Origin of the sequence: Aquabacterium sp., assembly GCF_004297345.1 — a bacterium.
Taxonomy (GTDB): Bacteria; Pseudomonadota; Gammaproteobacteria; order Burkholderiales; family Burkholderiaceae_C; genus Aquabacterium.
This window is the reverse complement of the sequence record NZ_SCTN01000252.1, coordinates 1-13,150: the sequence shown is the minus strand read 5'-3', so window position 1 is coordinate 13,150 and position 13,150 is coordinate 1. Positions and strand designations below refer to the sequence as shown.

Genomic DNA, 13,150 nt, shown 5'->3' with positions numbered 1-13,150 from the left:
TGGCGATCTGCTGACCCGGATCAAGGGCGTTCGCCGCAAGTTCGCGCAAGAAGTCGGCTTTTTGCCGCCATCTGTGCACATCAAGGACAACCTGGAGCTCAAGCCCAGCTTCTACCGCATCACCTTGCGTGGCGCCGTGGTGGGTGAGGGCGAGGTCTTCCCCAACATGCTGATGGCCATAAACCCAGGCCATGTGGTTAACCCGATACCCGGTACGGCCGCCGTGGATCCCGCCTTCGGCCTGCCCGCTGTGTGGGTGGAAGAACGCCAGCGGGATGCCGCGCAAATGGCCGGCTACACAGTCGTTGATCCCTCGACCGTGGTGGCCACCCATCTTTCACACTTGATGCAACTCCATGCAGCCAAGTTGCTGGGACGAGTCGAAACCCAACAACTGGTAGAGCATGTGACGAAACTGGCCCCCAAACTCATCGAAGACGTGGTTCCCAAGATGGTCGGCATCTCTACCCTGCAAAAAGTGCTGCAGCTCCTTCTCGAAGAAGGTGTGCACATTCGCGATATGCGATCGATCATCGAAACGATCGCCGAGCAGGCTGCGTCTAGCCCCAATGTGGTGAACGATCAGGCCGAACTGGCTCGCCGTATTCGAATTGGTCTGGCTCCGGCCATCGTGCAACAGATCTACGGCCCCGTGCGTGAACTCGATGTGATTGCCATCGACCCCGATCTGGAGCGCCTGCTGACACAAGCCCTGACATCGCCCAGTGGCCCCATGCTCGATCCGGGCGTGGCCGACCACCTGACCCGCCAGGCCTCAGAGGCCACACAGCGTCAGGAAAACATGGGCCACCCCGCCTGCCTGCTGGTGCCGGACATCATCCGCCCATCGGTGGCTCGCCTGCTCAAACGCGCCGCACCCCGTCTCAAGGTGCTGGGTCACAGCGAGATTCCTGAGACACATTCGATTCGCATCGGTACCCTGATCGGAGGCCACGCATGAACGTCAAACGCTTTACTGGACGGAACAGCCGTGAGGCCATGCAAAAGGTCAAAGCAGCTTTCGGCAACGATGCCGTGGTGCTGTCGACCAAGCCTGCTGCTGAAGGTGGCATTGAAATCCTGGCCATGGCCGCTGACAGCGTGCCTGCCATGGATCACTATGCCGTGGAACGTGATGCGCCCGAACTCGTGCCTCAGCGTGCGGAGCCTCGTGGTGAAGCTCGCTCGGAATCCAGGGGTGAGGCTCGCCATGAGTTTCGCCAGGACACCCGTGCCGAACCGCGCATGGAATCTCGTGATGACGGCGTGAGCCTGCCACCCAAGAAGGGCGCAGCCAAGCAGGCCAAGGAAACCATGGCCAACCTGGCCAACACGGTTCAAGACGACGTCAAGCAACTGGCCATGAGCACGCTGTCCTTCCAGGACTATGTGCGCGAACGCATGCTCAAGCGCCGCCAGGCTGCGATGCAGGCCCGTACAGAGCCAGCCATGGCCTTGCCGCCTGAAGAACAACTCAATCAGCGCTTTGCCCAGCCCAAGGCTGCCAAGCCCGCCGTATCCACCTCTGTGGATCTGACGGGTGAGAGCATGCGTGGCCGTCCTGCCCCTCAGGTGGACGAAGATATGGACCAGTGGGCGCCGCCCGCACCTCGTCAGGCTCCTGCTGCCCCGCGTCAGGCTGCACCTCAGGCTCGCCCGCAACAGGCCGCGCAGCAACAGCCCAAGCCCGCGCAAGTGGTGCCACTGCGTAGCGAACATGCTGACCTGACCATGGACAAGGTCACGCCGGCGCGTGATGCCATCCGTGTTGCGCAACCCGATGCCGCCACCTTGTCTGCGCTGAAGGCAGCGCAAGACGCCAACGCCTCAATGCTGGGTGAGCTGCGTGCCATGCGCGCCATGATGAAAGAGCGCTTCGAGACGATGGCTTTCATCGAAAAGCTCGGCCGCACGCCTTCGCAAGCCCAACTGGCTCAACGCCTGCTGGATGCTGGTTTCTCTGCCGTGCTGATCCGCAAGATGCTGGATGCGATGCCTGCTGAAGTCTGCAACGGCGCCCACGATGAAGTGCAATGGGCCACGCAAGTGCTGCAGCGCAACCTGAACACGGCTGATCACGAACTGCCCATCGAAGATCAAGGCGGCGTGTTTGCCCTGATCGGTTCGACCGGCGTGGGCAAAACCACATCGACCGCCAAGCTGGCTGCTACCTTCGCCGCCAAGCACGGCGCGTCGAACCTCGGCCTGATCACGCTGGATGCCTATCGCGTCGGTGCTCACGAGCAACTGCGTGCCTATGGCCGCATCCTCGGTGTGCCCGTGCACATGGCGCACGACCGTGCTGCCCTGGAAGACCTGCTGGAACTACTGTCCGGCAAGAAGCTGATCCTGATCGACACAGCCGGTATGGCCCAACGCGATGGCCGCACCAAAGAACTGCTGGACATGCTGGCGCATCCCAGCATCCGAAAACTGCTGGTCATCAACACGGCAGCACAAGGTGACTCGATTGAGGATGTGATGCATTCGTATCACGCAGAAGCCTGCGCTGGCGTGGTGCTGTCCAAGCTGGATGAAGCCGTGAAGCTCGGTCCGGCACTGGATGCGTTAATTCGTCACAAGTTGAAAGTGCTGGGTGTGGCCAATGGCCAACGGGTGCCCGAAGATTGGCATCGTCTGTCGGCGCAAGCGCTGGTGCACCGTGCTCTGAGGGCGAGCCTGAACCCTGCTTACAGGCTCGATCCCAACGAGGTCAGCCTGGTGTTTTCCGCGCAAGTGAATGCAGACGCCATGGCCTCTCCTCGTCACGCTTGATCACAGCTTGTCACCCATCCAGATCAATAAAAAAGACAGCCCACACATGACCCGCCACGACAGCCATCAGGTCAGCACAAGCGGTACCCGTGCCCACCACCCGGTGGACCAGGCGCAAGGAATGAGGCAGATGTTTGCCTCCCGGGTTCTACGTTTCGTACCGGTGGTGGCCAATGCAGCCACCGCTTGCGGGGGCTTGGTGCTGGAGCGCTTGTGTGCGGCCTATACCGGCTTCAACCTCAAGGTGCTGGTGGTGGATGCCAGCGAGCAGGCCCGCCCGCCTGGCGAGCTCGCCGAGTTCGATCTGGCCGAGGGCATCGAAGTGCTGTCAGACCAGGTGGGCTACATGCCAGCCCGTGGTTTGCCCTTGCGCTATGTAGATGCCCGCGGTTCGTGCAGCAGCCTGCTCGACACCATCGCCAATGCCGCACCGCAATACGATGTGGTCATCGTGCACGCCTCTGCCAGCGAGATCGTTCGCCTGTTCTCTCAGCGTGCTCGTGGCACCAATTTGCGGCCTTTGTTGTTCACCAACGATCTGGCCGAAGGTCTCAAAGAGGCTTACTCGGCCGTCAAGATCATCAGCCAGCGCGGCGCCTGGATGGCCTATGACCTGCTCGTGTGTGCCACGGCGCGCAGCCAGCAAGCCCAGCCTGTGGCCGAGCGCCTGGCTCGCTGTGCCGATGACTTTCTGGGCGTGGCCCAGCGTGACTGGCAACTGCTGGATCCGCGCGAGCCTGCCAGCGTTGATCCGCATCCCCGATTTCTCGAACTGGCAGCTGGTCTGCTGCGCACAGCCTTGCCGCTCGCCTTGAGTGACACGGCCTTTGACCACCTGATGTCGCCGGGGGCAGCCTTGCCTTCTTGCGCAGCCCCCGTACTCAATTGATTGATGTTCATGGAGCAGAGCATGTACACCGCCAAAGGACGACTTGAGATCGACGCGATGTTGCGCCAATACAGTCCTCTAGTGCGACGCCTGGCGCACCAGATGATTGCCAAACTGCCGGCCAACGTCGAGATCGATGACCTGATTCAGGTCGGCATGATTGGCCTGACCGATGCGCTGACGCGTTTCGATGCAGGGCAGGGCGTGCAGTTCGAGACCTTTGCCACCCAGCGGATTCGTGGCGCCATGCTCGACGAGTTGCGCGGCGCAGACTGGCTCAGCCGCGGCACGCGCAAACAGCAGCGCGACATTGAAGGTGCCGTGCACAGGCTGGAGCAACGCCTGGGCCGTGCACCGCAAGAAAGCGAAATCGCCAAGGAAATGGGCATGACCTTGGTCGACTACCAGGAGATGCTCGGCAAGGTGCGCGGCACCCAGCTGATCTACCTGGAAGACATGAGCGGCGAGGATGGCGACAACGACTACCTCGATCGCCACGTGACCGACGAGGGCAACGACCCTTTGAGCTTGCTGCAGGACCATCGCATGCGGCATGCTCTGGTCGAAGCCATCAAGAACCTGCCTGAGCGTGAGCAGTACGTGATGAGCATGTACTACGAGCAAGACATGAATCTCAAGGAAATCGCCGCTGTGCTGGGCGTGACCGAATCCCGCGTGTGCCAGTTGCACAGTCAGTCCATCGCTCGCCTGCGTGTCAAGCTGAGAGAGTGGTGAGCGGTCACTGAATCGGAACGAGTGTGAGGGCGCCCAACCATGTTCAGCTGGTTCCATCGCAAGCCTGTTGAGACCACGGTGGTTCAGTATGCTGCTGCGCCCACCATGAACCACGAGTTGATTCAACTGGCCGAAACCCTGGAGCGCGATACCAGCGGCCTGGGTTGCGAGGCGGCGCAATTGCGCGGCAGCCTTGAAGACACCACAGCGGTGGCCAATCACCAGACCGAGACCCTGGCCAGCCTCGTGGCCAAGCTGCAGGACATCGTCCGCTCTCAAGATCAGATCCACGCCGAAACCGTAGGCGGCATGGCATCCATGCAGCAAGCGCGCGAATCCGTGGCCCATGTGGGGCGAGAAGTCAGCGGTGTGGTCGAGACCTTACATCAAGTGTCCGACGCTGCTCAGCAAATCACCCAGGTTGCCTTGCAGACGCGGCTGGTGGCCTTCAACGCCTCGGTTGAAGCCAAACGTGCGGGCGAGGCCGGCGCCGGCTTCTCCGTGGTGGCCGATGCGGTGAAGGACCTGTCCACGCAAGTGGAGTCCATTTCCAAAGCCATCATGAGCACGATCGGGCAACTCGATCAACGCATTCAATCCCTGGCCAGTGATCTGACCGATCAAGGTGGTGATGCCGCCAAAGGCGAGGGGCGCCGAACCTTTCATGCCGCATTGCATGGTGTGGAAGAGGGCGTGCAACGCATCAGTGCGGCCGCAGATGCCAGCCGTCAATTGACGCAAGGTGTGAATCAGGAAATCAGCCTCATGGAAGGCGAGGTGGGCAAGGCCCGTCAGGAGCTGTCTGCCGCGTTCAAGCGCAGCGACGCCGTGCTGACCGTATCCGAGCGCCTGATGGAAATGATTGCCGGCTGTGGTGTCCACACAGCCGATACGCCCTATATCGAACTGGTCCAACAAACCGCGCTGCAGATTTCGGCCACGCTGGAGGCTGCGGTGGCTTCTCGGCGCGTGACGCTGGAGCATCTGTTTGATGAGAACTACCAGGCCATGGCCGGCACCCAGCCTCAGCAGCACGCCACGCGCTTCAATACACTGACAGACGAGTTGTTCCCGTCTATCCAGGAAGAAGCCATCAAGGCGCTGCCGGATGTGGTGTTCTGCATTGCGGCTGATCGCAATGGCTATATCTCGACGCACAACCACATCTATTGCCAACCTCAGCGACCAGGCGATGTGGTGTGGAACACGGCCAATTCACGTTGGCGTCGCATCTTCAATGATCGAACGGGCCTGGCTTCTGCGCGCAACAAGCGCCCCTTTTTGTTGCAAACCTACCGCCGCGACATGGGCGGCGGCAAGTTCGTGCTGCTCAAGGAGGTGGCTGCGCCCATCACGGTAGCGGGCAAGCACTGGGGCGGTTTGCGCCTGGCTTATCGGTTCTGATCAAGATCGGTTCTGTCAGCCGGTTTTGGCTACGGCCGCCACCTCTGGTGGCTTCACATCGCTACGCGATATGAGCCTTCGCCGGAACCGCTTGCGGGCCTGACGGCCCAGGTTCACATTGGCTTTCAGCCAATGCGCCCCAACAAAAGGTACTCCATGAGTACCTTTTGTACGTGCAAGCGGTTCTCCGCCTCATCCCACACGACGGACTGCGGCCCGTCGATGACATCTGCCTCAACCTCTTCGCCTCGGTGCGCCGGCAGGCAGTGCATGAACAGCGCGTCTGGTGCGGCCACGGCCATCATGTCGGCATCGACACACCAGTCGGCAAAGGCCTTCTTGCGCTCTTCGTTCTCGGCTTCGAAGCCCATGCTGGTCCACACATCAGTGGTGACCAGGTGCGCGCCACGGCAGGCGTCCATCGGGTCCTTGAAGACCTTGTAGCAGCTCGTGTCCTTGATGCCTGCCACAGCCGGGTCGATCTCGTAGCCGCTTGGGGTGCTCACGTGCACCGTGAAGCCCAGGATCTCTGCGGCCTGCAGCCAGGTGTTGGCCATGTTATTGCCGTCGCCCACCCAGGCCACGACCTTGCCCTTGATCGAGCCGCGATGTTCGATGTAGGTGAAGATGTCGGCCAGGATCTGGCAAGGGTGGTACTCGTTGGTCAAGCCATTGATGACCGGCACGCGCGAGTTGGCCGCGAACTTCACGAGCTTGGATTGCTCGTAAGTGCGGATCATCACGATGTCGACCATGCGCGAGATCACCTTCGCGCTGTCTTCGATCGGCTCGCTGCGGCCCAACTGGCTGCCGTCCGTGGTCAGGTGCACCACCGAGCCGCCCATCTGGTACATGCCCGCTTCGAAGCTCACGCGGGTGCGCGTGGAAGCTTTTTCGAAGATCATGGCCAGGGTACGGTCCACCAGAGGGGTGTACTTCTCGTAGTTCTTGAAGCGCTTCTTGATGATCGCGGCACGCTCGAACAGGTAGGTGTACTCCTGTTCGCGAAGGTCCTTGAACTGCAGATAGTGTTTGATGAGACTCATACCGGGCTTCATGCGAATTCAGACGTCAGTTTAAGCAGCGCTTGTTTCAGACAGGAATGCCTTGACCAGCGGCACCAGGATGGCCACGATCTCGTCGGCCTCTTGCGCCGTGACGATCAGGGCGGGCAACAGTCGGATGACCTTGTCGGCCGTGATGCTCAGCAGCAGGCCGGCATCTACGGCGCGTTGCAGCAGCACGCCGCAAGGGCGATCCAGCTCGATGCCGATCATCAGGCCTTGCCCACGGATTTCCGAGACACCCTTGAGTTCGCCCAGTTCACGAACCAGTGCGTCGTGCAGGTGTTGGCCCACCCGTGCTGCATTGGCCAGCAACTGGTCTTCTTCGATGATCTTGATGGTTTCCACGCCAGAGCGCATGGCCAAGGGGTTGCCGCCGAAAGTCGTGCCATGGTTGCCAGGCTGCAGCACATTGGCAGCCTTGGGGCCGCAAACCACGGCGCCAATCGGCACGCCCGAGCCCAGGCCCTTGGCCAGCGGCATCACGTCAGGCTGGATGCCGGCCCACTGGTGGGCAAACCACTTGCCGGTACGGCCCATGCCGCATTGCACTTCGTCGAGCATCAGCAGCCAGCCTTGCTTGTCGCACAGGGCGCGCACGGCTTGCAGGTACTCGGCGCGGGCCGGGTTGATGCCGCCTTCGCCCTGGATCACTTCCAGGAACACGGCGGTCACATTGGGGCGCGTGCGGGCGACTTCTTCCAGCGCGGCGATGTCATTGAGCGGCACGCGCACGAAGCCTTCGACCAGTGGTTCGAAGCCAGCGTGCACCTTGGGGTTGCCGGTGGCCGACAGCGTGGCGATCGAGCGGCCATGGAAGGCCTTCTCGTACACGACCACTTCAGCGCGGTCGATGCCTTTTTCGTGGCCGTACTTGCGCGCAATCTTCAGGGCGGCTTCGTTGGCTTCCAGGCCGGAGTTGCAGAAGAAGACGTTGGTCATACCCGAACGCTCGACCAGCAGGCGGGCGAGTTCTTCCTGCAGCGGCACCTGGTAGTAGTTGCAGCAGTGGATCATCTTTTCGACCTGATCCTGCAGGGCGGGGACCAGTTTGGGGTGCTTGTGGCCCAAAGTGTTGACCGCGATGCCGGACAGCGCATCCAGATAGCGTCGGCCATCGGTGTCCCAGACGCGAACGCCTTCGCCATGCGACAGGGCAATGGACAGGCGGCCGTAGGTGGGCATCACATGGGGCATCGACACGGGAGCGTTCATGGTGCGAGGGATCTCAGGTTCGTTTGCAAAAGAAAAAAGGCGCAGCAGGCACTGCGCCAGAGCCTATTCTAAGTAAAAGGCGACGCCTCAGGAATGCGGGCATCGTTCACGCACAGGCGATTTCCGTGCAGAACCAGGGTGATGAACGGCTTGCAATGACTTCAGCCGGCTGTCAGGCTCGCCGACATTGCCCTTGTGGTGCGCGCAATGGGCTGCGCACGGGCGGGTGTCAAGTCGGTGACCCACTTGAGGGCGCGGACTCTTGGCATCAATGTTGCGGGAGATCAATTCGAACGCGACAATGGAGGACTGTCACGCATGGAAACGCTCATTGAGGCCGTGTCCATCACCAAGGTGCCGGGCCAGGACTACCCGTCTCAGTCTGCCCTTGTTCCCCGCAGTCGTCAGACACAATCTGTCGCTGCGCCTGTCAATTCACCCATTGCACAGCCCGTCGGAAGCGCCACCGTGTCGACGACTTTACCTACGCCCCCAACCCCCAATCCCACCAAACCACGCGAAGTCTTCATTCAAGGCATCACCAGTAACGGCAAAACCTTTCGCCCTAGCGATTGGGCTGAACGTCTGGCTGGCGCCATGTCCAGTTTCCGCCCCGGCGGAGCCGCCATGGGTATGGCTGCGCACATCGGTTATTCGCCGTATTGCGTGCCCACAAGCATGGGCGATGTGAAGTGCGTGGTGGTCAATGAAGCCTTGCGAGCCCTGGAGCCCATGGCCTGGGATTTCGTCATGAACTTCGCCCGAGACAACGATTTGCAGGTGGTCGAAGCCTGCTTGTTGCCCGATCCGCCTCGAACCTGACTTGGTGATGATTGACGAATGGCGCCACGTGATGGCGCTTTTGGCGTTTGTCTCGCGGAAGTCTGGATTCGGATGCCTATGAGGGCGAGCCGGATTCTGATTTCGAGCCGACAAAACAAAAGGCCCGCCGAAGCGAGCCTTGTTGTGTGAGGCCGAAACCTCAGGTCGGCGAACCGAAATCAGGCGGCGATGGCCTTGATCTTGGCCGACAGGCGGCTCTTGTGGCGAGCGGCCTTGTTCTTGTGGAAGATGCCCTTGTCGGCGATCGAGTCGATCACGCTTTGAGCAATCTTGAAAGCTTCGGAAGCCTTGGGCTTGTCGCCAGCTTGCACAGCCTTGAGCACGCTCTTGATGGCGGTGCGGAACTTCGAACGCAGAGCCGAGTTGGCTGCGTTCAGCTTGACGTCTTGACGAGCGCGCTTGCGGCCCGAGGCAATACGGACGGTCTTTTTGGCTTTGGATGCAGATGCCATGATTTTCGAGCCCTGCGAATGCCTGTCTTGTTTGGCCTTGTTAGGTTTACCCAAACAAACAATTCGCACCCAACAGGGCTAAGTTGGTTGGAAAACCGAAGATTATAGCGCGCTTCCTGTGTGCTGCCAAGTCAGGCGTGCTGCGCTTTCTATAATGGCCGGATGAGCTTGCTGAAATCCGCATCCATCGTCTCCCTGTTGACCCTGGCGTCACGCATCACTGGCCTGGTTCGGGAGTTGCTGATCGCGGCAGCTTTCGGTGCCAGCGCCACGACGGACGCCTTTAACGTGGCGTTTCGAATCCCGAATTTGCTGCGCCGCCTGTTTGCCGAGGGCGCTTTTTCGCAAGCCTTTGTGCCTATCCTGGCCGAGAGCCGCGCCAGGAATGGCGACCAGGCCACACACGATCTGGTCAACGCAGTTGGCACGGTGCTGTTTGGCGTGTTGGCCATCGTGTGCGTTCTGGGCGTGATCGGCGCGCCTTTTGTGGTCTGGGCGATGGCGTCGGGTCTGAAGGAAAGCGGCGGTTTCGATGCGGCTGTGGTCATGACGCGCTGGATGTTCCCCTACATCGGGTTCATGTCACTGGTGGCGCTCAGTGCCGGCATCCTCAACACCTGGGGGCGCTTTGGCGTGCCGGCTGTAACGCCGGTCTTGCTGAACATGTCCGTGATTGGTGCGGCAGTGTTCGTGTCGCCCTTGTTCAAGTCGCACGGTATCGAGCCCGTGTTCGCGCTGGCCATTGGCGTGATGATTGGTGGCGCGCTGCAATTGGGCGTGCAAGTTCCGGCTTTGCTGAAGATTGGCATGATCCCGCGCGTGGGTTTGACGTTGGCAGCGTGGCGGCAGGCGAGGGCGCATCCAGGCGTGGGGCGGATCTTGCGTCAGATGGCGCCGGCGGTGCTGGGTGTGTCCGTGTCGCAGGTGTCCTTGCTGGTCAATACGCAGATCGCGTCGCATCTGGGTGCGGGGGCCGTGTCCTGGCTGACTTATGCCGATCGCCTGATGGAGTTCCCTACGGCGATGTTGGGCGTGGCTTTGGGGGTGGTGCTGCTGCCGCAGTTGTCGCGCGCGCAGGCCAGCGGTGACGTGAATCAGTTTTCATCCTTGCTAGATTGGGGCTTGCGCCTGGTGCTCTTGCTGGCTTTGCCCAGTGCCGTGGCCTTGTTGGTGTTCTCCAAGCCGCTGGTGGCCGTGCTGTATCACTACGGGCACTTCTCGCCCAATGACGTGAAGCAGACGGTGCTGGCCTTGTCCTGCTACGGCGTGGGCCTGCTGGGGCTGATCGGCGTGAAGGTGCTTGCGCCTGGTTTCTATGCCACTCAGGACATCAAGACACCGGTGCGCATCGGCATCACGGTGCTGGTGATCACGCAGATTTTCAACGCCATCTTTGTGCCGTATCTGGGGCACGCCGGCCTGGCCTTGTCCATCGGTCTGGGCTCTCTGGTCAACGCTGGCTGGTTGTTGACAGGCTTGCGCAAGGCCGGGCGTTACCAGCCTTCGCCTGGCTGGATGTTGTTCAGCGTGCGCATCGTGATCGCGACCGCGCTGTTGGGGGCCGGCCTGTGGTTCGCATCCGAGCACATCCTGTGGGTGGAGTTGCGCCAGCAGCCCTGGTTGCGTATCGGTGCGCTGGCTGGGTGCTTGGTCGGTGCTGCTGTGGTGTACTTCGGTGCCCTGATCGCTTCAGGTCTGAACCTGAGGCAGGCGATCAAGGGCTGAGGCCCTGTCTTGTGCGGCTCACATGAGTGAGCGCACCAGCTCGATGGCTTCTTCCACGCGGTCCACGGCATGGATGGTCAGGCCCTCGACAGGCTTCTTCGGCGCATTGGCCTTGGGCACCACGGCAATCGAGAAGCCCAGCTTGGCCGCTTCCTTCAAACGATCCTGACCACGCGGGGCAGGGCGGATTTCGCCCGCCAGGCCCACTTCGCCAAAGGCAATGAAGCCCTTGGGCAGAGGCCTGCCACGCAGGCTGCTTTGGATCGCCAGCAACACCGCCAGGTCGGCGGCCGGCTCGCTGATGCGCACGCCGCCCACGGCATTGACGAACACGTCCTGATCAAAGCACGCCATGCCCGCGTGGCGGTGCAGCACGGCCAGCAGCATGGCCAGGCGATCGCGCTCCAGGCCCACGCTCAGACGGCGCGGGCTGGGGCCGCCGGCATCCACCAGGGCTTGAATTTCCACCAGCAAGGGACGCGTGCCCTCCAGTGTGACCAGCACGCAGGAGCCCGGCACCGGTTCGCTGTGGGTAGACAGGAAGATGGCGCTGGGGTTGGTCACGCCCTTGAGTCCCTTGTCCGTCATGGCGAACACGCCGATTTCGTTGACGGCGCCAAAGCGGTTCTTGATCGCGCGGATCAGTCGGAAGCTGCTGTGCGTGTCGCCCTCGAAATACAGCACCGTATCGACGATGTGCTCCAGCACGCGCGGGCCGGCCAGGGCGCCTTCCTTGGTCACATGCCCCACGAGCACCATCGTGCAGCCGCTGGATTTGGCAACGCGTGTCAGATGGGCTGCGCATTCACGCACTTGTGCCACGGAGCCGGGCGCCGAAGTGAGCTGATCCGAGAACACGGTCTGGATCGAGTCGATCACGCAGAAGGCTGGCTTTTCGGCAGCCATGGTGGCGATGATGTTTTCCAGCTGGATCTCGGCCTGCACGCGCACGTGCGAGCCATCCAGGCCCAGTCGCCGGGCCCGCAGGGCCACCTGGGCGCTGCTTTCTTCGCCCGTCACATACAGCACGGGCATCTGGCGGGACAAGGCATCCAGCGCTTGCAGCAACAGGGTGGATTTGCCGATGCCTGGGTCGCCGCCGATCAGCACCACGCCACCGGCAACGATGCCGCCACCCAGCACGCGGTCCAGCTCTTCCAGACCAGTGGGCGTGCGGGACACATCCGCGGCTTCGATGTCAGCCAGTGTGGTGACGGGCTGCGCGGCATTGAGCCCGCGCGCCAGCGCCTGCATGCGGTTCTTGCTGGCGCCGGCTGGTTCAGCGCGTGTTTCTTCCAGCGTGTTCCAAGCGTTGCAGTGTGGGCACTTGCCCAGCCATTTGGGGCTGATGCCACCACATTCACTGCAGGTATAGACGGTTTTTTCCTTGGCCATGCCCGGCATTGTCAGGCATGGCGTGAGGAGGTCAGGCTTGCGCGGTTTCGGACTGGATGGCCTTGAAGCGCTGATCCAGCTCCTGCCTCAACTGGCGGCGCAGCTTGGCGGCATTGAAGCGGCGAACCTCGTCGGGTGTGCTGGGCGTCAGCGGTGTCACCGGGGTGGGTTTCGTGTCGTCGCCAACGGCCACCATCGTGAAGAAGCAGCTCTGGGCATGGCGCACCACCTGGGTGCGGATGTTCTCGGCGATCACCTTGATGCCGATCTCCATGGACGATGTGCCCGTGAAGTTGACCGAGGCCAGGAAGGTCACCAGTTCGCCCACGTGAATGGGTTGGCGGAAGGTGACCTGGTCCACCGACAGGGTCACCACATAGCAGCCGGCATAGCGGCTGGCGCAGGCGTAGGCGACCTGGTCCAGGAGCTTGAGGATGGTGCCCCCGTGCACATTGCCCGAGAAGTTGGCCATGTCCGGCGTCATGAGCACGGTCATGCGCAGTTGATGGCGTTGGTGGTCGATGTCCATGTGTCGTTCCGCAGCGATATCCATTTTTTGGTGCATTCAATCAGTTTGCCCGCAGAGAACTTCCTGGAGGCCCCACCTTGATGCAAGGAGTGTGCCGATTTGGGGCGCGGCTCAAGGGAAGGGG

The 13,150-nt window shown here is 61.6% G+C and carries 12 protein-coding genes; 7 read left to right on the top strand and 5 right to left on the bottom strand.

From position 1 onward, the window contains the following. The 5 genes from EPO09_RS08935 to EPO09_RS08915 all read left to right on the top strand — a co-directional run. A partial coding sequence (locus tag EPO09_RS08935) for an FHIPEP family type III secretion protein (protein WP_290642286.1) occupies positions 1–961 on the top strand: 961 nt, incomplete at its 5' end. Beyond that, entirely contained in the window at positions 958–2,775 is a 1,818-nt protein-coding gene (gene flhF / locus EPO09_RS08930) for a flagellar biosynthesis protein FlhF (RefSeq protein WP_290642285.1), read from the top strand. The genes EPO09_RS08935 and flhF, both read left to right, overlap by 4 nt. A gap of 46 nt (positions 2,776–2,821) precedes the next feature. Next, positions 2,822–3,664 (top strand): flagellar biosynthesis protein, encoded by an 843-nt coding sequence (locus tag EPO09_RS08925; RefSeq protein WP_290642283.1) that lies wholly within the window; start codon positions 2,822–2,824, stop codon positions 3,662–3,664. A gap of 21 nt (positions 3,665–3,685) precedes the next feature. Beyond that, positions 3,686–4,399, top strand: coding sequence for an RNA polymerase sigma factor FliA (locus EPO09_RS08920; RefSeq protein ID WP_290642281.1), 714 nt, complete (start codon positions 3,686–3,688; stop codon positions 4,397–4,399). 39 nt (positions 4,400–4,438) lie between these two features. Continuing rightward, positions 4,439–5,803, top strand: a complete 1,365-nt coding sequence (locus EPO09_RS08915; protein WP_290642279.1) for a methyl-accepting chemotaxis protein — start codon at positions 4,439–4,441, stop codon at positions 5,801–5,803. 125 nt (positions 5,804–5,928) lie between these two features. Here EPO09_RS08915 and argF read toward each other — a convergent pair whose 3' ends face one another. Both argF and EPO09_RS08905 read right to left on the bottom strand, forming a co-directional pair. After that, positions 5,929–6,861: an ornithine carbamoyltransferase gene (argF, locus tag EPO09_RS08910; RefSeq protein ID WP_290642277.1), complete on the bottom strand. Its 933-nt coding sequence runs from the start codon at positions 6,859–6,861 to the stop codon at positions 5,929–5,931. A gap of 18 nt (positions 6,862–6,879) precedes the next feature. Further along, on the bottom strand, positions 6,880–8,082 hold the full coding sequence (locus EPO09_RS08905; protein ID WP_290642275.1) for an aspartate aminotransferase family protein: 1,203 nt from the start codon (positions 8,080–8,082) through the stop codon (positions 6,880–6,882). A gap of 468 nt (positions 8,083–8,550) precedes the next feature. Here EPO09_RS08905 and EPO09_RS08900 point away from each other — a divergent pair, with 468 nt between their 5' ends. Next, complete coding sequence (locus tag EPO09_RS08900; RefSeq protein ID WP_290642288.1) at positions 8,551–8,904, top strand: DUF3579 domain-containing protein; 354 nt, start codon at positions 8,551–8,553, stop codon at positions 8,902–8,904. A gap of 179 nt (positions 8,905–9,083) precedes the next feature. Here the strand turns inward: EPO09_RS08900 and rpsT are convergent, their stop codons facing one another. Further along, on the bottom strand, positions 9,084–9,377 hold the full coding sequence (rpsT, locus tag EPO09_RS08895) for a 30S ribosomal protein S20 (protein WP_290642273.1): 294 nt from the start codon (positions 9,375–9,377) through the stop codon (positions 9,084–9,086). 162 nt (positions 9,378–9,539) lie between these two features. Between rpsT and murJ the strand changes: the two genes are divergently transcribed. Beyond that, a complete protein-coding gene (gene murJ, locus EPO09_RS08890; RefSeq protein WP_290642271.1) occupies positions 9,540–11,102 on the top strand; it encodes a murein biosynthesis integral membrane protein MurJ in 1,563 nt (520 codons plus the stop codon). 18 nt (positions 11,103–11,120) lie between these two features. On the opposite strand, the gene radA is transcribed toward murJ, so the two are convergent. Next, a complete protein-coding gene (radA, locus tag EPO09_RS08885; protein ID WP_290642269.1) occupies positions 11,121–12,497 on the bottom strand; it encodes a DNA repair protein RadA in 1,377 nt (458 codons plus the stop codon). A gap of 31 nt (positions 12,498–12,528) precedes the next feature. Next, positions 12,529–13,026, bottom strand: a complete 498-nt coding sequence (locus EPO09_RS08880; protein WP_290642267.1) for an acyl-CoA thioesterase — start codon at positions 13,024–13,026, stop codon at positions 12,529–12,531. Positions 13,027–13,150 lie beyond the last annotated feature (124 nt).